Origin of the sequence: Bartonella birtlesii IBS 325, from assembly GCF_000273375.1 — a bacterium.
In the GTDB taxonomy this organism is placed as follows: Bacteria; Pseudomonadota; Alphaproteobacteria; order Rhizobiales; family Rhizobiaceae; genus Bartonella; species Bartonella birtlesii.
Genome location: NZ_CM001557.1, coordinates 1025097 through 1048847 on the forward strand (window position 1 = coordinate 1025097; position 23751 = coordinate 1048847).

General features: G+C 37.8%; 21 protein-coding genes and 1 pseudogene. 12 read left to right on the plus strand and 10 right to left on the minus strand.

Annotation, left to right across the window (positions count from 1 at the left end; all coding sequences use genetic code 11):
- Positions 1-18: 18 nt before the first annotated feature.
- The 6 genes from lepB to panB are packed head-to-tail and all read left to right on the plus strand — an operon-like array spanning position 19 to position 4868.
- On the plus strand, positions 19-831 hold the full coding sequence (gene lepB / locus QWU_RS05015) for a signal peptidase I (protein WP_006589264.1): 813 nt from the start codon (positions 19-21) through the stop codon (positions 829-831).
- Complete coding sequence (gene rnc, locus QWU_RS05020) at positions 812-1519, plus strand: ribonuclease III (RefSeq protein ID WP_006589265.1); 708 nt, start codon at positions 812-814, stop codon at positions 1517-1519. Before lepB ends, rnc begins: the two co-directional genes overlap by 20 nt.
- Complete coding sequence (gene era, locus QWU_RS05025) at positions 1512-2411, plus strand: GTPase Era (RefSeq protein ID WP_017196330.1); 900 nt, start codon at positions 1512-1514, stop codon at positions 2409-2411. The genes rnc and era overlap by 8 nt, the downstream gene beginning before the upstream one ends.
- Positions 2412-2418: 7 nt before the next feature.
- Positions 2419-3165 (plus strand): DNA repair protein RecO, encoded by a 747-nt coding sequence (gene recO, locus QWU_RS05030; RefSeq protein WP_006589267.1) that lies wholly within the window; start codon positions 2419-2421, stop codon positions 3163-3165.
- Between the two features lie 22 nt (positions 3166-3187).
- Complete coding sequence (gene panC, locus QWU_RS05035) at positions 3188-4063, plus strand: pantoate--beta-alanine ligase (protein ID WP_006589268.1); 876 nt, start codon at positions 3188-3190, stop codon at positions 4061-4063.
- On the plus strand, positions 4050-4868 hold the full coding sequence (gene panB / locus QWU_RS05040; protein WP_006589269.1) for a 3-methyl-2-oxobutanoate hydroxymethyltransferase: 819 nt from the start codon (positions 4050-4052) through the stop codon (positions 4866-4868). Before panC ends, panB begins: the two co-directional genes overlap by 14 nt.
- Before the next feature lie 415 nt (positions 4869-5283).
- Here panB and QWU_RS05045 read toward each other — a convergent pair whose 3' ends face one another.
- Both QWU_RS05045 and ygfZ read right to left on the minus strand, forming a co-directional pair.
- Positions 5284-5904 carry a YfbR-like 5'-deoxynucleotidase gene (locus QWU_RS05045; RefSeq protein WP_006589270.1) on the minus strand — a complete coding sequence of 207 codons (621 nt, stop codon included), beginning with the start codon at positions 5902-5904 and terminating at the stop codon, positions 5284-5286.
- Entirely contained in the window at positions 5904-6770 is an 867-nt protein-coding gene (gene ygfZ, locus QWU_RS05050) for a CAF17-like 4Fe-4S cluster assembly/insertion protein YgfZ (protein ID WP_017196333.1), read from the minus strand. The genes QWU_RS05045 and ygfZ overlap by 1 nt, the downstream gene beginning before the upstream one ends.
- Positions 6771-6834: 64 nt before the next feature.
- Here ygfZ and QWU_RS05055 point away from each other — a divergent pair, with 64 nt between their 5' ends.
- Positions 6835-8163 carry a dihydroorotase gene (locus QWU_RS05055; RefSeq protein WP_017196334.1) on the plus strand — a complete coding sequence of 443 codons (1329 nt, stop codon included), beginning with the start codon at positions 6835-6837 and terminating at the stop codon, positions 8161-8163.
- A gap of 164 nt (positions 8164-8327) precedes the next feature.
- Here the strand turns inward: QWU_RS05055 and QWU_RS05060 are convergent, their stop codons facing one another.
- Positions 8328-8744: a TIGR02301 family protein gene (locus QWU_RS05060; protein ID WP_017196335.1), complete on the minus strand. Its 417-nt coding sequence runs from the start codon at positions 8742-8744 to the stop codon at positions 8328-8330.
- A gap of 516 nt (positions 8745-9260) precedes the next feature.
- Here QWU_RS05060 and cysS point away from each other — a divergent pair.
- From cysS to pssA, 5 genes are all read left to right on the plus strand, one after another.
- The gene (cysS, locus tag QWU_RS05065) at positions 9261-10769 is read left to right on the plus strand and encodes a cysteine--tRNA ligase (RefSeq protein ID WP_017196336.1); all 1509 of its coding nucleotides are present in this window, start codon (positions 9261-9263) and stop codon (positions 10767-10769) included.
- A 42-nt stretch (positions 10770-10811) separates the two neighbouring features.
- Positions 10812-11483, plus strand: a complete 672-nt coding sequence (locus QWU_RS05070; RefSeq protein ID WP_006589275.1) for a DUF421 domain-containing protein — start codon at positions 10812-10814, stop codon at positions 11481-11483.
- A gap of 117 nt (positions 11484-11600) precedes the next feature.
- Positions 11601-13484, plus strand: coding sequence for an ABCB family ABC transporter ATP-binding protein/permease (locus tag QWU_RS05075; RefSeq protein WP_017196337.1), 1884 nt, complete (start codon positions 11601-11603; stop codon positions 13482-13484).
- Between the two features lie 117 nt (positions 13485-13601).
- Entirely contained in the window at positions 13602-14300 is a 699-nt protein-coding gene (locus QWU_RS05080) for a phosphatidylserine decarboxylase (RefSeq protein ID WP_006589277.1), read from the plus strand.
- A gap of 8 nt (positions 14301-14308) precedes the next feature.
- Positions 14309-15148 carry a CDP-diacylglycerol--serine O-phosphatidyltransferase gene (gene pssA, locus QWU_RS05085; RefSeq protein WP_006589278.1) on the plus strand — a complete coding sequence of 280 codons (840 nt, stop codon included), beginning with the start codon at positions 14309-14311 and terminating at the stop codon, positions 15146-15148.
- Positions 15149-15541: 393 nt separating this feature from the next.
- Here the strand turns inward: pssA and QWU_RS05090 are convergent, their stop codons facing one another.
- The 7 genes and pseudogenes from QWU_RS05090 to QWU_RS05125 form a co-directional block, all read right to left on the minus strand.
- A complete protein-coding gene (locus QWU_RS05090) occupies positions 15542-16294 on the minus strand; it encodes an SDR family NAD(P)-dependent oxidoreductase (RefSeq protein ID WP_017196338.1) in 753 nt (250 codons plus the stop codon).
- Positions 16294-17783: pseudogene (gene purF / locus QWU_RS09170) on the minus strand (amidophosphoribosyltransferase). The gene QWU_RS05090 and the pseudogene purF overlap by 1 nt, the downstream one beginning before the upstream one ends.
- A gap of 89 nt (positions 17784-17872) precedes the next feature.
- Positions 17873-18454: a CvpA family protein gene (locus QWU_RS05105; protein ID WP_006589281.1), complete on the minus strand. Its 582-nt coding sequence runs from the start codon at positions 18452-18454 to the stop codon at positions 17873-17875.
- Positions 18455-18584: 130 nt separating this feature from the next.
- Positions 18585-19973 (minus strand): DNA repair protein RadA, encoded by a 1389-nt coding sequence (radA, locus tag QWU_RS05110; protein ID WP_006589282.1) that lies wholly within the window; start codon positions 19971-19973, stop codon positions 18585-18587.
- 6 nt (positions 19974-19979) lie between these two features.
- Positions 19980-21470 carry a replicative DNA helicase gene (locus QWU_RS05115; protein WP_006589283.1) on the minus strand — a complete coding sequence of 497 codons (1491 nt, stop codon included), beginning with the start codon at positions 21468-21470 and terminating at the stop codon, positions 19980-19982.
- 627 nt (positions 21471-22097) lie between these two features.
- A complete protein-coding gene (gene rplI / locus QWU_RS05120) occupies positions 22098-22685 on the minus strand; it encodes a 50S ribosomal protein L9 (RefSeq protein ID WP_006589284.1) in 588 nt (195 codons plus the stop codon).
- A gap of 25 nt (positions 22686-22710) precedes the next feature.
- Positions 22711-23691, minus strand: coding sequence for a hypothetical protein (locus tag QWU_RS05125; RefSeq protein ID WP_017196339.1), 981 nt, complete (start codon positions 23689-23691; stop codon positions 22711-22713).
- Positions 23692-23751 lie beyond the last annotated feature (60 nt).

A 23751-nucleotide genomic window follows, 5' to 3' on the forward strand; every position in this document is an offset into this window, starting at 1 on the left:
ATGAGAAGGGTGTCTATAATGATCCAGAAAGAGAAAATGCGTGAAAAGGAAGAAAAAGGTGGAATTCGTCAATTTATTTGGGTCTTGATACAGGCTCTATTATTAGCAGCGTTTATTCGCACAGTTTTTTTTCAACCTTTTAGTATCCCTTCCGGTTCTATGCGTCCTACTTTGCTTGTAGGGGATTATCTGTTTGTTTCAAAATATGCATATGGGTATTCTCGTTTTTCTATTCCTTTTTCTCCTCCTCTTTTTTCAGGACGGATTTGGGCGTCTCAGCCTCAGCGCGGTGATGTCGTTGTTTTTCGTTTACCAAGTGATCCAAAAATTGATTATATAAAACGTGTTATTGGACTACCTGGTGATCGTATACAAGTCCGTCAAAGTATCCTTTATATTAATGATAAGGCTGTTTCACGTCACTTTATGGGGAAGATTGATAATTCTGATATAACAGAGGTTAATTCCCCTGTCGATGTCTATCGTGAGACACTGCCCAATAGTGTTAGCTATGATACACTTGATTTAGCTTTTATTCCAAAAGTTGATGACACAAAAGTCTTTGAAGTTCCAGCAGGTCATTATTTTATGATGGGTGACAACCGTGATAATTCAGATGATAGTCGTTTAGATGTGGGTTATGTTCCGGAAGAGAATCTGGTTGGTCGAGCAAGTGTGATTTTTTTCTCTATTCGTAATGGTTCAAGTGCTTGGCAGATTTGGCGCTGGCCATTTGATATACGTTGGAGTCGTTTGTTTTCTTTTATCAATACTGTTCATGATTTGCCGCTTATCAAACAAGGAAACAATAATGAAGCGTCCAATGATTGATCAGCTTGAGAAGCTGACGGGGCATCGCTTTAAGAATGAAGAGAAATTAAAAAAAGCATTGACACATTCTAGTGTACAAGATTCAGAACAGGGGAATTATGAACGACTGGAATTTCTAGGTGATCGAGTTCTCGGACTTTTGATTGCAGAAATGCTCTATCAATTTTTTCCGCAGGCAAGTGAAGGTGAATTATCGGTACGTTTAAACGGTTTGGTGAATGCGCAGACATGTGCCGATATTGCACGAGAAATGGGTTTGCCTGAAATGATTCATGTTGGTTTTGAGATGAGAAACTTTGAGCGACGCCGACTCATCAATATGCACGCTGATGTGGTAGAAGCTTTAATTGCTGTGATGTATCTAGAGGGAGGATTGGAAAGCGTTCGATTTTTTATTCAAAGATATTGGCAAAATCGAGCAAAACAAATGGATGCTGGCCGACGTGATGCCAAGACAGAGCTACAGGAGTGGGCGCACATGCAGGGCAGTGTACAGCCACATTATCGGGTTATAAAGCGTTCTGGCCCAGATCATGATCCTGTTTTTATGGTAGAAGTAAGCATTTCTGGTTTTGCTCCAGAGATTGGGCAAGGTAGTTCTAAAAGATATGCTGAAAGAATGGCAGCGGAGAAAATTTTACGACGAGAGGGGATATGGGAAACAATGGGAAAAAATAATCATGGATGACGTTATTAAAACGCGTTCTGGTTTTGTTGTGCTTATTGGAATGCCTAATGCTGGTAAGTCGACATTGGTTAATCAGTTAGTTGGAACGAAGGTTTCAATTGTAACGCATAAGGTCCAAACGACGCGGACTTTGATTCGTGGTATTGTTGTTCATGATAATGCGCAAATTGTGTTGATTGATACTCCAGGTGTTTTTCGTCCCCATAAGCGCTTAGAACGTGCTATGGTATCTGCTGCTTGGGGAGGCGCTAAGAGTGCTGATATCCTTTTAGTTTTGATTGATGTTCAAAGTGGTCTTTCGGATGAAGTTTGTACAATGTTAGATATTGTAAAAAATTTTAAACAAGACAAGATTCTCGTTCTTAATAAGATTGATACAGTTGTTAAATCATCCCTTTTAGCGTTAACCATTCAAATTAATGAGCGCGTGAAGTTTGTGCAGACATTTATGATTTCGGCTTTAAACGGTTCTGGTTGCAAGGATCTGCTTCATGCATTGAGTGTAATGATGCAGGAAGGACCTTGGTATTATCCGGAAGATCAAATTTCAGATATGCCTATGCGTTATCTTGCTGCTGAAATCACGCGTGAAAAGCTTTTTCTCCGTCTTCATGATGAACTCCCTTATACTTCAACAGTCGAAACAGAAAGCTGGGAAGAGTATTCAGATGGTTCAGTTAAAATTAACCAAGTTATTTATGTAGAGCGTGAGAGTCAGAAAAAAATTGTTTTAGGAGCAAAAGGCGATACAATTAAAGCGATTGGACAGGCAGCACGCAAAGAATTAATGGAAATTATGAATCAGAAAGTTCATCTTTTTCTCTTTGTGAAAGTGCGTGATAATTGGGACACCGATCCAGAGCGTTATCGCGAAATGAGACTGGATTTTTAAAAACAAAATGAAATGGAAAGAACAAGCCATTATCCTTGGTACGCGCCAGTATGGTGAAACAAGTGTTATTCTTGAGATTATGACGCGTCAGCGTGGACGTTATATGGGAGTGGTAAAAGGGGGGCGTTCTCGTCGTATGGCGGCTCTTCTTCAACCTGGGAATTTTGTTGAGGCTGAGTGGTGGGCGCGTTTAGATGAACATTTAGGGCTTTTTCGACTTGAAGCACTTAACTTACATGCTGCACGGTTAATTCTCTTACCAGAGGCACTTTATGCTTTGCAGTTGATAGCTTTTTATTTGCGTTTCCTTCCTGAGCGTGATCCGCATCCTATTTTATACGATATTTTACATCTCTTTATGCAGAATTTTGATGAGCTGTTTGTAAACGCAGAGTTGCTTGTACGTTTTGAAATGCGGCTGCTTGAAGAACTTGGCTTTGGCCTTGATTTATCTCATTGTGCTGCAACAGGCAGCACAGAAAGACTTTGTTATGTATCACCAAAATCGGGACGAGCTGTATGTGAGGAGGCGGGGCGCCCTTGGAAAGAGAAGCTTTTCATTTTACCACAGTTTCTTGTGCAAAGAACGACACGTCCTGTAGATTTTAATGACATAATAAATGGTTTCATTCTAACGGGTTTCTTTTTAATGCGTCATGTTTGGGAACCGCGGGATATAAAGCAACCACCGATGCGCATGAATTTGATACAATTATTTGAACGCCAATTTTGTATGCAAGCATCAATTTGTTAATCCGATAAATAGTCAATAGAATATGAAGATGCGAATCTTAAAAACAATTTCTGAAGTACGTCAATATATCGCAGCAGAACGGTGTTTAGGACTTTCGATTGGTTTTGTTCCAACGATGGGGGCACTGCATGAGGGGCACCTAGCATTAGTGCAGAAAGCACGAGCAACGTGTGATAAAGTGTTGGTTTCTATTTTTGTCAATCCAAAACAATTTGGTTCCAACGAGGGTTTTGATAAATACCCAAGAGATTTGGTGGGCGATTGTGCTTTGTTGAAAAAAGCGGGTGTTGAATATGTTTTTGCACCTTCTGTAGAAGAAATGTGGCCACTAGGAAATGACACAGTTGTGGAGGTGGGAAAGTTATCACGTATTTTGATAGGGAGATTACGTCCAAGGCATTTTTGTGGCGTGACCAGCGTTGTTGCTAAGCTTTTTAATATTGTCCAGCCAGATAAGGCTTTTTTTGGGGAAAAGGATTTTCAACAAATTTTGATTATTCGACGTATGGTGGAAGACTTAGCTTTTCCTATTGAAATTGTAGGGGTGCCTATTTTACGTGAAGCAGATGGGCTCGCCTGTTCTTCACGTAATCAGCTTTTAACATTAGAAGATCGCAAAGCTGCAAAAATTATTTCTAAAAGTGGTAAAGCTGCTGAAAAACTTTATCGCCAAGGTGAACGCTCGGTTGATAAATTATGCAAAATTGTTCATGATATTTTACAGCAAGAATCGCGCGCCATTATTGAATCAGTGGATTTACGAGATATGGAAACCTTATGCGAGGTAAAAGGGAGATTAGAAAAACCTGCAGTTTTACTCCTCACTGTCCGTTTTGGTACAGTGAGGCTTATTGATCAATACATATTGCAAGAGAAGCATGAAAATGAGTGTACATAATAAAGCTATGAAGCGTATAACTTCTTCTGAAATACGATCAAGAAAAGGGCAACAACCGATTGTTTCTTTAACAGCTTATCAGGCTTATACTGCGCGAATTGCTGACCCATATTGCGATTTACTTTTGGTTGGTGATAGCGTTGGCATGGTTGTGTATGGGTTTGAGACAACACTTCCTGTTAATTTAGACATGATGATTTTGCACGGACAGGCGGTTATGCGTGGATCGCAAAAAGCCCTTGTAGTTGTTGATATGCCTTTTGGTTCTTATGAAGAAAGTCCAGAACAAGCTTTTTCTAATGCGTCGCGTGTTCTTGCAGAAACAGGGTGTGGTGCAGTGAAGCTTGAAGGCGGTGTTTATATAGCAGAGACAATTGATTTTTTGTGTAAACGTGGCATTCCAGTTATGGGGCATATCGGACTGACGCCACAGGCGGTAAATCGTTTTGGCGGTTTCAAGACGCAAGGACGCAAGGAGAGTGATTGGCAAAGGATTGAATCCGACGGGATAGCGATCGAAGAAGCTGGTGCTTTTGCTGTAGTTGTAGAAGGGGTTGTCGAACCTTTAGCGGTGAAGCTTACAGAAAAACTTTCTATCCCGACCATTGGTATTGGTGCGTCTAATCAGTGCGATGGACAGGTATTAGTTATGGAAGATATGTTAGGCTACGGTGCTTATGTACCAAAATTTGTGCGTCGTTATGGTGCTCTTGAACAAGCAATGGAATCTGCAATCAAGAATTATGCAGAGGATGTCACATCGCGTACTTTTCCAGCTGATAAGGAAGTTTATAAACTAAAATAAAATCCACTTTAATATGAAAAATTTGATAAGAGAGCATTTGTGATCGAGCTCCGATAATATACATGTTCTTTCATATATCTCTTGTTTGTATTCAATTTGAGCTGTAATTTTTAATATATCATTCCGTTTATATAATTATTGATTCATAAACGCATAAAGTTTTCGAAGTTTTCATTGATAGTAGATCGCAAAAACTTGAACTTAATAATATGTGCTTTTTGTTGGTTTTAAGTTACAATTTATTATAGAGGCAGAAATTGTAGACTATCAAATTTCTATAGGATAGTGGATGAAAAAAGGGGATCATTCTTTTTAATAATTGCATTTAAGAAAGCGTTAAGGGAAAAAGGCGAAAACCTAATATAGGAATTTTTCTCAACTCAAATGATAAAGGGTGAATGATACAAGAAGAATATTAGTGTGCTCTCTGGGTATCAAGGTCATTAAAACGGATTAAAAAGGTGTTTTCAATTTGTTGTGTAGAGTATGGTTGCAAATTGAGATCATCGGGTAAAATATTATTTGGAGAGCCAAAATAGCGAAGGGCTTCTTCTGTATTAAATCCAGCAAGCGTGATAGCTTCGTAGAATGCAGCAATGCGGTCAGCATGTTTGATTTTTTTTAAGAGCTTTTGAGAAGGATTAACGGGGAGGGAAAAGCGCATGTGGATAGCATCTTGTATACGTTTTTCGATGAGCTCATATTGTTTTCCTATGACAGCTTTAAAGGGCGAAATCATGTCACCTATGACATATTCCGGTGCATCGTGAAGGAGAGCACACAGGCACGCATCGCTACGCGATTGGGGAAAAAGTTTTTGAAATATTTGTTCTACCAAAAGTGAATGTTGTGCAACAGAATAGGCATGTTCTCCTCGTGTTTGACCGTTCCAACGTGCAACACGGGCAAGTCCATGGGCAATATCTTCGATTTCGACATCAAAAGGAGAAGGGTTTAGCAAATCGAGACGCCGGCCAGAAAGCATTCTTTGCCAAGCTCGTGCTTCTCCATTTTTTGATAATTCAGCTTTAGCCATTAGGGAGTTTTCACAGTGCTTTCAGGGAAGGTAAAATTCATATTTTCAGCAATGCTTACTGTGACGGGAGAATTTTCTACTGTAAATGGGATATTGTTATTCATAGCATCTTTGACATGATCTATACGCATTAAAACTAAGGCTTCGTTTACAGCACATGTTCCTAGATAACCAAGTATTTTTTTTCCTGCTTCAACGCTGGAGCCTTTGGTTAATTCATGCTGGCTTTTTACGACTAAAACACGGCGACGTGCCATGCGACGGTGATGCATTCTTGAAACAACTTCTTGCCCGATATAGCAACCTTTATTAAATGCTAGCCCACTGATTTGATCGTAATTAATATCATGAGGAAAGATTTTACCTATTTCGTAATCTTGACCGCTTTCTGCGATTGCATAACGAATACGTAATCGATCCCAATTATCATTATATTCTGGAGCCAAAAAAGCTATTTTTCCATAGGATCGTATTATTTTTTCTTTTTGTGGAAATCGCTTATCAATAAAACTTGAATCAAAATTTAAAGTATTTGATTCGTTGTTCCAGAAAACTGTAACAAGTTCTTGTAATGGTTGTGTAATTTCTATTTTTGTATGCAACTTATAGAGGAGCAAACGCTTGTAGAAGGTATCAGCTAAATGTGCAACGATATCAATCAGATAACCATCATCTCTTTTACCGATAAGAAAGTCAGCAATAACCTTTCCTTGTGGAGATAAGAGAGCTCCAGGGAAAATTTCTTTTGGGGCGATTTTTGTCACATCTGTTGTGATAAGAACTTGAAGAAAATTTGTTGCTTCTTCACCGGTAACTTTAATAATTCTACGATTTTTAAAGAGAATGGCATTTTGTTTTTCAATCATGGTTCTTGCCTTTCTGCCTAAAGTTACATAATCGATAAAGAAAGGATATGTGAGGAGCATGGCTATGTTTAAAACATTTGATACAATTTTTAAAGGTGCAACAGTAGTAAATCATGATGGAAGGAGTAAGCGTGATATTGGTATTACAAATGGCCGTATTGCTGAAATTGGTGATCTTACATGGGCATCTGCTGGTGAAGTGATTGATTGTACAGGGTTACATATTTTGCCAGGGATTATCGATAGTCAAGTTCATTTTCGCGAACCAGGTAATGAACATAAGGAAGATTTAGAAAGTGGTTCCTATTCTGCGGTGTTAGGAGGTGTTACGGCAGTATTTGAAATGCCTAATACCAATCCCTTAACCACATCAGAAGAAGCTTTGTTTGATAAGGTAAAGCGCGGATTTCATCGGATGCATTGTGATTTTGCCTTTTGGGTTGGAGGAACGCGTGAAAATGCACATGAATTAGCTGAGTTAGAAAGACTTCCTGGTGTTGCTGGAATTAAAGTCTTTATGGGATCTTCTACAGGTAATCTTTTGGTGGATGATGATGAAAGTGTGCGTCTTATTTTGCAGAATACACGCCGTCGTGCAGCCTTTCATTCTGAAGATGAGGAAAGGCTCAAAGAGCGTAAAATGTTGTGTATTGAAGGAGATGCATCATCACATCCGGTCTGGCGTGACGAAGTCGCAGCATTAAAATGTACACAGCGCTTAGTGAAAATTGCGCATGAAACGAAGGCGCGCATTCATGTATTACATCTCTCTACTGCAGAAGAAATAGATTTTCTAAAAAAACATAAAGATGTTGCAACTATTGAAGTTACACAACATCATTTGACTTTAACTGCTGATGATTATTTGCAGTTTGGCACATTGATTCAGATGAATCCACCTATTCGTGAAAGCCGCCACTGTGAGTCTCTGTGGTATGGTGTTCAGCAAGGTATTGTTGATGTATTAGGTTCTGATCACGCTCCTCATACGCTTGAAGAAAAGCTTAAAGCTTATCCTGCGTCACCTTCGGGGATGACAGGTGTGCAGACAACGACGGCAATTATGCTAACACATGTAAATGCAGGAAAGCTTTCTCTTGAACGTTTTGTTGATCTTTCTTCGCATGGCCCTAGCCGTATTTTTGGTATAAGCTGTAAAGGGCGCCTTGCTGTTGGATATGATGCTGATTTGACCATTGTTGATCTTAAGCGGGAAGAAATTATTACGAATGCATTAATTGGTTCGCGTGTAGGTTGGACACCTTATGATGGTAAAAAAGTTAAAGGCTGGCCTGTTGGTACTATTATTCGTGGTATGCGCGTTATGTGGGAAGGTGAAATTATCACACCTTCGCAAGGTGAGCCTGTTAAATTTATAGAAGCTTTGGTATGACCACATAAAACTGATAAATTTTATAAAATAATTTTATGGGTGAACAAGGTGCTCGTAGTGATTTTATTATACAGAGTAAAAGCATATTGAGGGTTTAGCCTTAAAAATTTGCTATAATTTATATCAGAATAAGCTTATTGATCTATTTATTTTTGAGAGTATTGTTAGTGGGATAAGTCAAATCGAAGATTTGGTAATTTTTGCGCAGGTTGATTGTTATAATACGTGAGAAGGCTTTCGGATAAGGCTTTTCCTTCTTTAATATATCTTTGATTTGCTTCAATTGCTGATTGTGTACAATAATGATAATTTTCTGAAAAAGCACTATACGCTCTATTAAACGCTTCGTAAAAGTAAGCACGTCTTTGTGCTATTGGTTGTTCTATCTCGATCAGTGCATGCATGTAGTCATACCATTGATTTGTTGGAGTACTGCAAAGGTTTTGTAGAGAATGAAGGGATCCCAAAATTTCTGCTAGCCGTAGCAATTTTGACTCATAGGGTGGCAATTGTTGCGCAAAAGTTTGTGATGAAGTTAAAAAAAATATTAAAAAAATGATATTTATCAATATATTACGCATAAATTTATTTGCTTTCTTTTAATAAGCTTCTGTACGATTACAATCGTGAAAAATGGTTTTGTCATAGAACATATGCTAAAAGATAGGACACAAATGAATTTATACATCATTCCCAATAACCGGTATGTTGTAAAATTTAGAGCATGAACAAAGAGTAGGGAGAGCGTCATAGAGATTGATTAAAAATACTAACAAAGTTTTGTGTGATTAAAAATTTCAAATTTTCTGTATATAATTTATTTTTCGTGTAAGTCTGAGTTGTATTACACATTACAGATTTTCTTCTGTGACATTTTTTTATCGAGAAAAAGTATGTATTGATAAAATATTTTTGTCCAATCAAATAAAGCGGATTGTTTTTGTGACAGATGATCAATGCTGCCTGAAGGAAATGGGGAAATTATGAGAATTCTACATAAGCTATAGAAATTTTTAGCTCAAACCGCATAATGCAATGATTTTAGATGAGTTTTATCTTAGATAAGCGGCGAGTAATATCGCTAATGGAGTATAAAGATGAAAGAGTTGCGATTTTATAATACGCTTACACGTAAAAAAGAAAATTTTACACCAATAGATACGACAAGAGTACGTCTTTATGTTTGTGGTCCAACGGTTTATGATTATGCGCATATAGGTAATGCGCGTCCTGTAATTGTTTTTGATGTTTTATTTCGTTTATTGCGTCATGTTTATGGAAATGATCATGTTATATATGCGCGTAATATTACAGATGTGGATGATAAAATTAATGCACGAGCAGCTTGCGAATATCCAGAATTAGGATTTAATGATGCTATTCGTCGATTAACAGAGCGCACATATGCTCAATTTCAACAAGATACACTAGCACTCGGTTGTCTACTGCCAACTAGTCAACCGCGTGCAACTGATCATTTAGAGGAAATGCGCTCTTTAATTGAAAGGTTGCTTGAAAAGGGGCACGCTTATAAAGCAGAAAATCATATATTATTTTCTGTGAGCAGTATCAAAAAACATTCCCATTATGGGGCATTGGCAAAACGCTCGTTGGATGAAATGAGAGCGGGTGCGCGTGTTGATGTTGCTGCTTATAAAAGAGAGGAGATGGACTTTGTTTTATGGAAGCCCTCTATGGAGGGAGAACCAGGTTGGGTATCACCGGCAGGAATTTCTGTTTTAGGGCGTCCAGGATGGCATATTGAATGTTCTGCAATGTCAATGGCAAAACTATTAGCACCCTATGGTGGTGGTTTGACTTGTGATGATCCAACAGCGAATATTTTTGATATCCATGGTGGTGGTATCGATTTGATTTTTCCTCACCATGAAAATGAGATTGCACAAAGTTGTTCAGCTTTTGGAACTGAGCGGATGGCTAATCTTTGGATGCATAATGGATTTTTGCAAGTTGAAGGTAAAAAGATGTCTAAAAGCCTTGGCAATTTCATAACCATTCGTTCTGTTTTAGAGAGCAATTTTGTTGAGACTAGTAGTGTTTTAACAGATGAAATAAAGCAAAATTGGGCTGGTTTGTCTGCACGTTTTTCAATGTTACAAACGCATTATCGTGAACCGTTAAATTGGACATCTCAACGTTTGGCACAGTCTAGTAGCGAACTGTATCGTTGGTATCAATTGCTTCGCTATGAAAGAGAAAGAGTAGAAAACAATGAATCGATTGATGAATCTTTACTAAATGCACTAAGTGATGATCTTAATACTCCGAGTGCATTTACTCTTTTGCGAAAATTTTATAAAGCAGGAAATGCTATAGCACTCGCAAATGGGATGAATTTATTTGGGCTCTTGCGGCAAGAATGGATTAGCGATCTAGAATGCCCACTGTTTATAAAAAAAACTTCTCTTGATAAAAAAATTATTGATCAGCGCATTGCCGAAAGGTTGCAGCTTATCCATAATAAAGAGTGGGCAGCTGCGGATACAATTCGTGATGAGCTTGCAGCCGAGGGGATTTCACTCAAAGATAGCAAGGATTCACAAACTGGTGAACGTATAACCGTGTGGGAAATCAAACGCTTATAATTCCCGTATTCTAGCAGCTTTCATAACAAGGGAGAAAGTTTGATGGAATTTGTATATTATTACGGGTATGTCGCATTTAAATTGGTTGTAGGTCTTATCGCCTTCCTCTTGATTTTAAGAACAACAGGGCGCGGCAGTCTCAGTCAAATGACACCGGTTGATTTGATAAGTAATTTTGTGATGGGGAGTATCATTGGAGGGGTTGTTTATAATCCGAACATTAGTACTGTTCAATTGTTGATTGTTTTATGTATTTGGCAAGCTTTGGTTACATCTCTTAATTTTTGTGCACGATATTCAGTTTTTTTTCGTCGTCTTGTTGCAGGACGAAATGTCACATTAGTTTTAGATAGTGTATTTCAAATGGATAAGATTAAGAGTTTGGGTATCAGCGTAAATGACTTGATTACAATGTTACGAATTAAAGGTTGTAGTTTACATGAAGCAGCTTTTGTTCATTTAGAAACCAGTGGTGATTGTTCCGTTGTTAAAAAGGATGAGGGAAAAAAGTCTATTATTTTAGTAGAAAATGGCGAAATTATCGACGATGGACTTAAAGAGATTGGTAAATCAAAGACATGGCTTCAAGCAGAATTGAAAAAAAAGCGTGTAAAAGTTGAGAATTTATTTGCAGCAGAATGGTATGAGCATACAGACGAAAATAATAAATCTTATGGTGGATTATTTCTTGTTCCTTTTTCAAAAACAGTCTAACCTAAAAAGTTAAAACGTATAGTTTGCCGGAGGAATATACAAAGAGATGATATGACCTGTAAATAGCAACAGGGTGGTTATCATCTGTTGAGTGAATAATAGAACAGTAAGGACTTTATGGAACAGAGTGGAATGACAAAAACTGTGTCATCAGGTACAGGTCAAACTCTACGTACGCTTTATAATTTATGGCCTTATATGTGGCCGGTAGATCGGCGCGATCTAAAAATACGTGTACTATGGGCGATATTTTATCTTGTTTTGGCCAAGCTCGTTCTTATATGTGTGCCATATTTCTTTAAATATGCTACGGATGCACTTAATGCAACCTTTAAGCTGCCTGTATGGTTTCCATCTAGTTGGCTTATTCCTATTATGCTAGTTTTAGCATATAATGTTACGCGTATTATTCAGGCTGGATTAAACCAGTTACGTGATTCTCTTTTTGCGACCGTTGGTCAACATGCTATTCGCCAATTAGCCTATAAGACTTTTGTGCATATTCATGGATTGTCTTTGCGATTTCATCTAGAAAGGCGAACAGGTGGACTTTCTCGTGTGATTGAGCGTGGTACGAAGGGAATTGAAGCTATCGTTAGATTTTCAATTTTGAACACAGTACCGACAATCTTAGAATTTATTTTAACAGCATTTGTATTTTACATAAGCTATGGATGGCATTATTTGTTCATAGTTGTAATAATGGTTGGCTTGTATATTTGGTTTACAATCAAAGCGAGTGATTGGCGCATTCGAATTCGGGAAAAAATGAATATGGCAGATACTGAGGCCAATACGCATGCTGTTGATTCTCTTTTGAACTTTGAAACTGTCAAATATTTTTGCAATGAAACTCTAGAAGCACGTCGATTTGATTCTTCTATGGCAAATTATGAAAAAGCGGCAACAAAAATTTGGACATCATTAAGCTGGCTTAATTTTGGTCAGGCTCTTATTTTTGGTATTGGGATGGCTATCTTGATGTTGATGTCAGCTTATGAAATTTTTCATAAAACACAAACTGTAGGAGATTTCGTTTTTATTAATGCGCTTTTAATACAGCTTTCTATTCCGCTAAATTTTATTGGCTCAATTTATCGTGACGTTCGACAAGGATTAACTGATATTGAAGCCATGTTTGATCTTTTAGATGTTCAGCAGGAAATCGTTGATAAATCGGATGCCAAGCCATTGATAGTGCGTGATGGTAGTATTCGGTTTAACCAGGTAAAGTTTTCCTATGATCCGACTCGTCAGATTCTCAAAGATATTGATTTTGAGATCCCTGGAGGCAAAACCGTTGCCATTGTCGGTCCATCCGGTGCTGGTAAATCGACTATTTCTCGATTACTTTTTCGTTTTTACGACGTGGATGCGGGTTCTATCACAATCGACGGACAAGATATTCGTGATGTAACGCAAAAAAGTTTGCGTGAAGCTATCGGCATGGTACCGCAGGATACGGTGTTATTTAATGATACCATTGCGTATAATATTTGCTACGGGCGTCCAAGTGCTACTGAGGAAGAGATGCGCAAAGCTGCTGAAATGGCACAGATATCAAAATTTATTGAGATGCTTCCAGAAGGTTTTCAATCTATGGTAGGAGAGCGTGGGCTCAAACTATCAGGTGGTGAAAAGCAGCGTGTGGCTATTGCACGGACACTGTTAAAAGCTCCTCCACTTCTTATTCTGGATGAAGCAACCGCGGCTCTTGATACAGCAACGGAACAGGAAATTCAACAAGCATTGGATATTGTAAGCCGTGGGCGGACAACATTGATAATTGCGCATCGTCTTTCTACTGTTATAAATGCGGATGAAATTTTGGTTCTAAAAAATGGCCGTATTATTGAAAATGGGACACATGCAGAGCTTTTACGTAAGAAAGGTTTATATGCTTCAATGTGGAATAAGCAGCTTGAAGCATCGCAAGCTGAAGAAAAATTACGTAAAATGCGTGAAGAAGATGAGACAGGTGTTGTTAATCGTAAAAAATAAGCTGCGCAAAATGTAACTTATATCTTTATATGGAGCGATTGGTTCAGTACAGAAAGGAGTAAGGAGGAACAAAAAGATTTATGACTTAGTTAAGTTATACGATGAATAGGAAATTATATGAGTATTTTACAATCTATCCATAATAGTTTTACGCCAATTCACAGAGAAGGCTATTCTTTTATTATTGTATTTTTTATTATTTCGCTCTTTCTTGGTTGGCTATGGAGTCCATTATTTTGGTGTGGTCTTGTTCTTACTATTTGGTGTATATACTTCTTCCGTGATCCAGAGCGTGTAATTCCTTTGAATCCCAATTGGGTTATGTGTCCTGCTGATGGGCGTATCTCGTTTGTTGAGCCATGTGTTCCGCCTGAAGAATTAGGATTGGGTAGTAAAGAAATGATCCGTATTTCCGTATTTATGGACATTTTTTCGTGCCATATTAATCGTATTCCTATAAGTGGTACAGTAGAATCTATAGTTTATCGTCCAGGCCAGTTTAGAAATGCTGAGCTTGATAAAGCTAGTCAGTTTAATGAGCGTAATGGGTTGGTGATTGACAGCAAACACGGTAAAATTGGTATGGTACAGATAGCTGGAATGATTGCTCGTAGGATTGTGTGTTGGTCAAAAAAAAATGATTCCGTCATAACTGGAGAACGATTTGGGTTGATTCGTTTTGGTTCTCGCCTTGATATTTATATCCCCACTGACGTGAAATTGCGTGTTGCTGTTGGCCAGACAGCAATTGCTGGAGAAACAGTTTTAGCTTCTTTTGATGATAAGAGTGCTACAACTGATTTCAGATTTGATTAGGATAAGCAATGAAAAACTTTTCACTATTTTCTTCATTTAATCCTGAGGGGCAGCATGATGATGTTGCAAATCGGTGGCGTTCACCTACACCTATGCGATATGTTATTCCTAATATTATTACTATTTTGGCGATTTGTGCAGGGATGAGCAGTATTCGTTTAGCTTTTGAGCATCGCTATGAGGCTGCTATTTTAATGGTACTTTTGGCAGCAATCCTAGATGGTGCCGATGGTCGTATTGCTCGTTTGATGGATGGGAGTTCATCTTTTGGGGCGCAGATGGATTCTCTTGCCGATGTGGTTAATTTTGGTGTTGCTCCAGCGTTTATTGTTTACTCCTTCATTTTGACTCAAACCCACCAAGTAGGCTGGGTAGCCGCACTTGTCTATTGTGTTGCTTGCTGTTTACGGTTAGCACGTTTTAATGTAATGTTAGACAATGCTGATATACCAAAATGGAAGGAAAGTTATTTTATTGGGGTTCCTGCACCAGCAGGGGCATTATTGCTTTTATTACCTATGTATTTAGGAGCTCTTGGTTTGGTTCCAAGTTGGGGTTGGGCATTATTTTTTAGCCTTTATACTGTGATTATTGCCTTTCTTTTGGTCAGTCGTTTACCAGTATGGAACGCAAAAACAATTGATCAAAATTTGAGTCGTGATATCGTTGTACCGTGCATGCTGGGCGTTGTTATTTATGTAGGTTTTCTTGCAACTTACACATGGCATACTTTATTGATCACTGCTGTTGGTTATATGATTTTTCTTCCCTGTAGTTTTGTGGCTTATAATAAACGCACTGCTTTGGAAGAAAAGAAGATAAATGCTCAAAATATCAAAGAACCGTAGAGATTTATATTTTGTTTTTAGAAAAAAATAAAAGTAGAGAGAAATTTAGTTCCAGCGGATCATTTTTATTCTGTGTTTATGATTGATAGAAGCACGCCTCTCGCAAAGAGCAATACGCCATTGCGTTGCTTATGCGCGGATTTGTTTTACAGAAACTTCTTTTGTGGCTCCCAATCTCATTTCATTAACAGGTCGTGAAGGTATAACACAAAATCCGCTGTGTCCTGCTCTTTTCTTAAATAATATTTATCTATACATTCATTTTGTTTATAGTATACAAACGAGCGTTTTTCTTATTTATAATAGAAGATAAAATAAAAAAATTTTATTGGATTTAGAATTCTCATTTAAGTTGCGAAACAATGAATTATTTTTATAAGCCAATATATTGCCTTAATCAGGTAGATGATAATCCATAAACCGATTTTTACGGACATTAAAAAGTTTTCCTGTTTCTTTTAAATTAGGTGAGAATAAATGTGCTATCTTTGCTGCAACTTCTTGTGGTGAAGGAAGAGTTTGAGGGTTTTCTCCAGGCATGGCTTGTGCTCGCATAGCAGTGCGTGTTGCACCAGGATCAACACAGTTAATTTTAATAGAAGTTTGCTTTAATTCTTCTGCCCAACAACGGGCAATCATCTCTAAAGCAGCTTTAGAGGCTGCATAAGGTCCCCAGAAAGCACGTGAAACATGAGCAACGCTCGAAGATAGCAGAATCGCTCGTCCAGCATCAGATTTACGCAATAAAGGTTCAATAGCTTTCATTAAACGCCATTGACTGATAAGGTTTATTTGAAAGACATCTTCAAATACCGTATTTTCGATATGTGTTATTGGTGAAAGTGTTCCAAGAATTCCTGCATTTGCAACCATAATATCAAGTTTTTTCCAGCGTTTAGCAATTGAAATACTAAGGGTATCAATATTATCCATATGATGTAAATCGAGTGGGACGAGTGTTGCGTGGGCACCTTCTTTTCGGATTTGATTATCCAGTTCAGTGAGGCCACTAACTGTTCGTGCAAGTGCGATGATATGAGCACCACGTGCCGCGAGTTCTAATGCTAAATGGTAGCCAATACCTCTTGAAGCACCGGTAACAAGTGCAACACGACCAGAGAGACTAAAATCAAATTTTGCTATCATTAATTTCTTGTTTTAAGAACGGATGATTGATGAATTTGAGGAATACTTTCTTGATCAACTAGATGTGTAGGATAATGTCCAGTAAAATAATGATCGGTAAATTGTGGATTAGCGTTATTTCGTTTTTCTCCTGTTACAGCAAGATACAGACCATCCGTTGAAAGAAATTCCAATGAATCAGCTCCTACAAAATTGCACATGGATTTTAAATCTGGATATTGATTAGCCAATAGACTTTCAACTTTAGGTGTATCAATACCATAGAAATCAGGATAAAAAATCATAGGGCTAGAAACGCGCATATGCACTTCTTTCGCTCCAGCATCGCGGAGCATTCGCACAATTTTGAGGGACGTTGTTCCACGTACAATGGAGTCATCAACTAGAATAACGCGTTTTCCTTCTATCACAGGGCGATTTGCAGAATGCTTTAATTTTACCCCAAAAGCACGAATTTGCTGTGTTGGTTCAATAAAAGTGCGGCCAACATAGTGATTGCGAATAATACCAAGCTCAAAAGGAATTCCAATCTCTTGTGCATAGCCAATTGCAGCAGGTGTTCCGCCATCGGGAACGGGAACCACAACATCACCCTCACAAGGTGCTTCTTGTGCCAAACGAGTTCCCATATTTTTACGCACCGTGTAAACACTGCGCCCTCCAACAATTGAATCAGGACGTGCAAAATACACATATTCAAAAAGACAAAGTTTTTCAGGCTTCTCATCCTCTGGTTTTATAATTTTTTCGTAATTTCCCCATTTTTTTGTATTTCACATATGATAATTTCCCCATTTTTAACATCGCGGACATATTTTGCTCCAATAATATCAAGTGCACAGGTTTCGGAACAAAAGATTGGTTTACCATCAAGCTCACCCATCACGAGAGGTCGAATTCCTATTGGATCTCGCGCTGCAATGAGTTTAGTGCGTGTGAGTGCCAACATGGCATATCCGCCTTCCACTTGCCGAATAGCATCGACAAAACGATCAGATGACGATTCATAACGTGAGCGGGCAATAAGATGGAGAAAAACTTCTGAATCTGATGTCGATTGACAGATGGCACCCGAAGCAATGAGTTCACGGCGTAATGTAAGACCATTGGTAAGATTGCCGTTATGGGCAATAGCAATACCTCCAGCTTTTAATTCAGCAAAAAGAGGCTGAACATTGCGTAATGCTATTTCTCCAGTTGTTGAATAACGGGTATGTCCGATAGCACGATTTCCTGGTAAACGAGCAAGTGTTACCGGATTTGTATAGTGATCACCAACAAGACCTAAATGCTTTTCTTGATGGAACATTTTATGATGATAAGAAACAATTCCAGCAGCTTCTTGTCCACGATGTTGAAGTGCGTGAAGCCCAAGAGCTGTTAATGTTGCAGCATCTTCATGCCCAAGGATACCAAAAACTCCACATTCTTCATGAAGAGTATCATCATCCAATAAAAAATCCTGACAGAAAATGTTGCTTTTTGTCATTATATTCTTTCAATTATGCTATCTATAATACCATGAGGAATAACCATATTATACTTATATGTTATTTGGAACTTTTGTTTCATGATAAACTACTCCTTATTTTGTTGAATAAGATTTTTATGAGAAAACTTATTCTGTGTGGGAGCATTGTCTTTTTTGAAAATTTTTTCTGCTTTTTCAAGAACAATATCAAAATTTTTAGGAAGTTTTTCCCAAACTTTTTGTCCCAATGAATCTAAGATGGGTTTTGTTTTGGCATTTTTTAGCCAGTTTGCTTGATTTTCTGGTTTAATAAGTGCATTAAGGAGTAACATACCGATAACCATAATGAATAAACCGCGAAGCGCTCCAAAAATAAAACCAATAGTACGGTCTAAGATACCAATTCGACTATCAATAATAAAATCAGAAATCTTCATTGTAATGATTGAAGTAATAATGAGAACAATAATAAAAATCGTGACCAATGTTGTGATTAATGCAATCGTTTTATTAGAGAGATATTGCTCAAAAAAAGGCAAGACAGGTTTGAATAAAAACAGTGTAGCAACAGCAGCAATTGCCCAAGAGATCAACGAAAACACTTCACGCGAAAATCCTCTAAGCATAGCAAGAAAAGCGGACAACAGGATGACTGCTACGACAATTCCATCAAGGACTGTTATGATCATTTATTTGTTCCTTATACATAAAGTTGTATTTTTGTAAGTTAATATACAAATACGTTTCTTGTTATGTCATTTTTTATTCTTATAGCAAAGGCCTTTTGCGCTTTGTAGGGTTTTTTCTATATTATTATGCTTATGGGGCGACACATTTTTTACCTGTGGTAAGAGCGACAACCAGCTCAGAAAGGTCGGAGAATGTTTTTTGTTGAAAATTGAGTAATTTCATTGTTTTGCCTGTTGTTGTAGGGTGAACAGCTCCTTGAAAGCCAAGTTTTTTTGCTTCATTGATGCGTTGTGCTGCATGTGCAACAGTGCGCGTAGCACCTGAAAGGCTAATTTCACCAAAATATATGAAATCTGTTGGGAGAGGAATATTTGCAAGAGAGGATATCAAAGCCGCTGCAACAGCTAAATCAGCTGCTGGTTCTGATATGCGATATCCACCTGCAACATTAAGATAGACATCGTGTTGACCAAAGCGAATGCCGCAATGGGCTTCTAAAACAGCAAGAATCATAGAAAGACGGTTTCCATCCCATCCTACAACAGCGCGTCGCGGTGTTCCAAGTGAAGAAGGAGCAACAAGCGCTTGAATTTCTACTAATATTGGCCGTGTCCCTTCCATTCCTGCAAAAACAGCAGATCCTGGTGCTTTTTCATTTCGTTCACCCAAAAATAGTTCAGATGGATTGATGACCTCCCGTAATCCTTTATCAGACATTTCAAAAACGCCAATTTCATCCGTTGGCCCGAAACGATTTTTTACAGTTCTAAGGATTCTGTAATGATGTCCTCCTTCACCCTCAAAATAGAGAACACCATCAACCATATGTTCGACAACACGGGGACCAGCAATTTGTCCATCTTTTGTCACATGGCCGACAAGAACAACAGTCGTTCCTGTTTTTTTAGCAAAGCGGATCATTGCTTGAGCGCCAATACGTACTTGTGTAACTGTGCCTGGTGCTGAATCAGCAGCATCTGACCATAGGGTCTGGATAGAATCGATGATAACCATATCAAGTTTTTTATGTTCGCTTAAAGTTGCAAGAATATCTTCAACATTAGTTTCAGCGGCGAGTTTAACTTCTGTATTGGCTGCTCCAAGTCTTTGTGCACGAAGGCAGATTTGTGCGATAGCTTCTTCACCTGAGACATAGATGACGTGATAACCTTTTCGCGATAAGGCGGCGGCTGCTTGTGTCAGCAATGTTGATTTTCCAATACCTGGGTCGCCACCAACAAGTAATGCTGATCCACGCACAAAACCTCCTCCGGTGACACGATCGAGTTCAGCAATACCGGAATAGATACGGGGAGCATCTTGAAGATCTCCAGAAAGGGATGTAAGGGCAACTATACGTCCTTTGCGAACATTTTGCATAGGACCAGTGCCGATACCACCATTCGTATTTTCTTCGATAAGGGAATTCCATTCGCCACAAGAATTACATTTCCCAGCCCAACGTGAATAAATGGTTCCACAATTTTGGCAGATAAATTGAATACGGTTACGTGCCATAGTGATTTAACCAATTTGTTCTGGAAGGTAATTACTATCTGCTAAATCGCTAAAACGTGTGAAATCAGATTGAAAGGCAAGGTGAACTGTTCCCGTTGGTCCGTGGCGTTGTTTTGCGATAATAACGTCAGCTTTCCCAAAAACTTTGTCCATTGTATTTTGCCATCTTTCATATTCAAGAGTACCTATCTTAGGTTCTTCATTTTTGAGGTAATATTCTTCACGGTATACAAAAAGAACGATGTCAGCATCTTGCTCAATTGAACCAGATTCACGTAAATCTGAGAGTTGAGGGCGTTTATCTGCGCGATTTTCAACTTGTCGTGAAAGCTGTGAAAGAGCAATAATAGGAATATTCAGTTCCTTCGCCAATGCTTTTAATCCTGTAGTAATCTCTGTAATCTCTTGAACACGATTTTCTGAAGAACGCTTTGAATGGCTTGTCATGAGCTGGATATAGTCAATAATCAGGATATCCAAACCATGTTGCCTCTTGAGGCGTCGTGCACGAGCAGCAAGTTGCGTAATAGATATACCACCAGTTTGATCAATATAAAGCGGTGTTTTTTGTAAGCGACTCATTGCACGGATGATTTTAGAAAATTGCTCTTCTGAAATATTCCCCCGCCGGATATCAGAAGAAGAGACCCCTGTTTGTTCAGAAATAATACGGGTTGCGAGCTGTTCTGATGACATTTCAAGTGAGAAAAATCCGACAATACCTCCCTCATTGTCTTGTGTTTTGCTGTCATAACTGTATGCGTTGGCAATATTAAAGGCAATATTGGTAGCCAGTGATGTTTTTCCCATACCGGGGCGTCCAGCAAGGATAATTAAATCAGATGCTTGTAACCCACCCATTTTTTCATCAAGTGTTTTAATATGGGTAGCTATTCCTGATAAGTGTGAAGAACGCTGTTTGGCAGCATTTACCATATCAACAGCTTTTTTGATAGCTTCGTTGAAATTTTCAAATCCTCCCCCATATTTGCCTTTTTCTGCCAATTCAAACAACTGGTGTTCAACAGTTTCGATTTGTTGGGATGGAGAAAACTCTATAGGAGCCTCAAAGGCTGTATTAACAACTTGAGTCCCAAGATTGATTAAGGATCTCCGAATAAAAAGATCATAAATAACACGTCCATAATCTTCGGTATTAATAATTGTCACTGCCTCTTTTGCTAAACGAACAACGTAATTATATACGGTAATGTCGCCAATTTTCTCATCAGCAGGAACAAAGGACTTGATGGTAACTGGATCTGCAATTTTTCCTTTTTTAATAAGCTGTGATGAAACATCGTAAATTTTTTGATGCAACGGTTCAAAAAAATGTTCTGGTTTTAAAAAATCTGAAACGCGATCATGCGCATCATTATTGATGAGAAGTGCACCAAGTAATGCTTGTTCAGCTTCAATATTATGTGGGAGTTGTTGAAAAGAAGAGGAGTCTTCTTTTTGTGAAGAACTGAAATTGACAATGCTTGTTTTTTCCATAACAGTTTTTTCCACTAAAATTTCATGTTTCGCTATTTAGGGCCATCAATTGAACACCACATCTCAAAAGGATAGGAGATCAAATCTTCCTTTTAAGTTAAAACCACATTTTCAATTTCTGATTCATCATTTATGTTTTTATATTACAGCCTACTCCTTTACATTTTATTTTTATAGTACAGAAATTTTAGAGAGTATATAAATCTTCTAAATTGTACTTTTGGTGTTTTAAAGAAAGTACAATGCTATATCTCAAATATTACGACATTAGATGATTTCAAAATCTCAGAATCGCTATGGGTAAAATAACTTTTTCACTTTAAATAACAGGATGCTATTGATTTACCACTGTGCACAAACTTTTCTCTTTTAAAAAGTAGAAAGAAAGAAGTTTTTCATTTCTATCTTAAGTAAATAACATGTGTAAGTATTTTGCTTATTGCGCGCATAGCTTTTAGTATGGAACGCTTTTACACAATATGTTAGATGTTATTTCCCCATCAAAATTGAATTTTTTGATGATAAAACAATAAAACACCCAACTTTTTATCTGAGTGTTTTTATAATACGCCAATTTACTAAACGATGAAAAAATAATACAAGATAGGAAAAAACAATTAAACTTCTTTATTCACCGTTGTTTATATCATTTTCATTCTTTTCTTCTGCTGATAATTTATTCTGCTTTTCTTCATTCATTTTTTTCTGAATATCATATATTGCTTCAGCAGAGGTTAAATTTTCACCTTCTGCTTGACGTTGTGCTTCACTAGTTGAACGCGCAACATTAATGATCACAGAAATTTGCACTTCAGGATGCAGACTAAGAGTGATGGTATATAGGCCGATGGCTTTTATTGGATGGTTAAGTTCAACCTGATTGCGTCCAATGGAAAAACCTTCACTTGTTATAATTTCAGAAATATCACGTGTTGATACAGATCCGTAAAGCTGTCCTGTTTCACCTGCTGAACGAACGGCAATAAATGATTTACCATCAAGCTTTTCAGCAACTTTCTGTGCTTCGCTTTTGCGTTCAAGATTGCGTGCTTCAAGTTGTGCACGTTGTATTTCAAAATGTTTTTTATTAGCTTCATTCGCGCGTAAAGCTTTGCCTTGAGGTAAAAGAAAATTACGTGCATAACCATCTTTCACTGAGACAATATCACCCATCTGACCAAGACGAGGAATGCGCTCAAGTAGAATAATATCCATAGTTTTTCCTTTCGAACAAATAAATTTAATGAAGTTTTTTGCGTGATTGAAAATTGTATTGAATCGTTGCCCAAATACCCATTAAAAGCGTCATGAGAGCAATAGGTGGAGCAAAAACGACGGTTAAAATAGCAATATAAACAAGAGAGAGTATGATAATGCGACCGTTGATTCCTTTTGTAATATTGTGAAGATATGCTAAACCACAGATTGCTATGATCACAGTATATGCAGAGCTAAAGACACGTGTGCTCAAATTAGTAGCAGTACTAAAATCAATCATTGATGCTATACAAACAAGAATAAAAATAAAAATTCCAGAGATTGGAAGGCGTAGAGTTTGACTCCAATCATCACGGGGTCTTTTCAACCATTTCATATGTTGTGCTGTTATCATAGAAAAATAAAGGTTACCAATAAGAAAAACCAAACTATAAAAGGTAAGAGCAATCGCAGTTAAAGTCGCTGCATGTGTCATTAAAAACTCACCAAAAGCGCGTATATCAGTTTCTTTTATTGACCGCGATTGTTGTATAGCTTGTGTTATGTCTGCAGTGATTTTTTCTGCAATGAGGGGTGTGGATGGACGAGTCTGAACATAGAATCCGATAAAGGTCGCTATAAGAGCAATAAAATTGGTTAAATGAAAAATTACTGATGATAATGGATACCATATCAGAGTATCTTCTTTTTGCGTTGGTCTTGCAAGTCCAAGGAGCCAAGAGGCATAAACAGCAGGAAGGAAAAATAACAACATAAAACCAAGAGCAATATAAATATCAGTGGTGATGATAAGAACAGCAGTAGCAATTATGAGAGCAACGAAGCTGGATAATGTTCCTTGACCGAATGCAACAATGAAAATTGGCAATGAAAGACAGCAACCAAGAAGAAGAGAAAAAAAGGGTACAATATTTGCAACGTTGATAATTGCCATTGCTATCACAACAGCAAATAACCCGGCTAAAATACCAGTCATTATTTTATAAAGATTAAATTTTTCCATTTATCGCTGTCCTGCCTTTTGCAGTTAGAGGCATTATAAACACCTCAACTTTTGGTATTT

Excerpts from the sequence above, each read along its gene's own strand:
- lepB (WP_006589264.1), top strand. The coding sequence starts at position 19 with ATGATCCAGAAAGAGAAAATGCGTGAAAAGGAAGAAAAAGGTGGAATT.
- rnc (WP_006589265.1), top strand. The coding sequence starts at position 812 with ATGAAGCGTCCAATGATTGATCAGCTTGAGAAGCTGACGGGGCATCGC.
- era (WP_017196330.1), top strand. The coding sequence starts at position 1,512 with ATGGATGACGTTATTAAAACGCGTTCTGGTTTTGTTGTGCTTATTGGA.
- recO (WP_006589267.1), top strand. The coding sequence starts at position 2,419 with ATGAAATGGAAAGAACAAGCCATTATCCTTGGTACGCGCCAGTATGGT.
- panC (WP_006589268.1), top strand. The coding sequence starts at position 3,188 with ATGAAGATGCGAATCTTAAAAACAATTTCTGAAGTACGTCAATATATC.
- panB (WP_006589269.1), top strand. The coding sequence starts at position 4,050 with ATGAGTGTACATAATAAAGCTATGAAGCGTATAACTTCTTCTGAAATA.
- QWU_RS05045 (WP_006589270.1), bottom strand. The coding sequence starts at position 5,904 with ATGGCTAAAGCTGAATTATCAAAAAATGGAGAAGCACGAGCTTGGCAA.
- ygfZ (WP_017196333.1), bottom strand. The coding sequence starts at position 6,770 with ATGATTGAAAAACAAAATGCCATTCTCTTTAAAAATCGTAGAATTATT.
- QWU_RS05055 (WP_017196334.1), top strand. The coding sequence starts at position 6,835 with ATGTTTAAAACATTTGATACAATTTTTAAAGGTGCAACAGTAGTAAAT.
- QWU_RS05060 (WP_017196335.1), bottom strand. The coding sequence starts at position 8,744 with ATGCGTAATATATTGATAAATATCATTTTTTTAATATTTTTTTTAACT.
- cysS (WP_017196336.1), top strand. The coding sequence starts at position 9,261 with ATGAAAGAGTTGCGATTTTATAATACGCTTACACGTAAAAAAGAAAAT.
- QWU_RS05070 (WP_006589275.1), top strand. The coding sequence starts at position 10,812 with ATGGAATTTGTATATTATTACGGGTATGTCGCATTTAAATTGGTTGTA.
- QWU_RS05075 (WP_017196337.1), top strand. The coding sequence starts at position 11,601 with ATGGAACAGAGTGGAATGACAAAAACTGTGTCATCAGGTACAGGTCAA.
- QWU_RS05080 (WP_006589277.1), top strand. The coding sequence starts at position 13,602 with ATGAGTATTTTACAATCTATCCATAATAGTTTTACGCCAATTCACAGA.
- pssA (WP_006589278.1), top strand. The coding sequence starts at position 14,309 with ATGAAAAACTTTTCACTATTTTCTTCATTTAATCCTGAGGGGCAGCAT.
- QWU_RS05090 (WP_017196338.1), bottom strand. The coding sequence starts at position 16,294 with ATGATAGCAAAATTTGATTTTAGTCTCTCTGGTCGTGTTGCACTTGTT.
- QWU_RS05105 (WP_006589281.1), bottom strand. The coding sequence starts at position 18,454 with ATGATCATAACAGTCCTTGATGGAATTGTCGTAGCAGTCATCCTGTTG.
- radA (WP_006589282.1), bottom strand. The coding sequence starts at position 19,973 with ATGGCACGTAACCGTATTCAATTTATCTGCCAAAATTGTGGAACCATT.
- QWU_RS05115 (WP_006589283.1), bottom strand. The coding sequence starts at position 21,470 with ATGGAAAAAACAAGCATTGTCAATTTCAGTTCTTCACAAAAAGAAGAC.
- rplI (WP_006589284.1), bottom strand. The coding sequence starts at position 22,685 with ATGGATATTATTCTACTTGAGCGCATTCCTCGTCTTGGTCAGATGGGT.
- QWU_RS05125 (WP_017196339.1), bottom strand. The coding sequence starts at position 23,691 with ATGGAAAAATTTAATCTTTATAAAATAATGACTGGTATTTTAGCCGGG.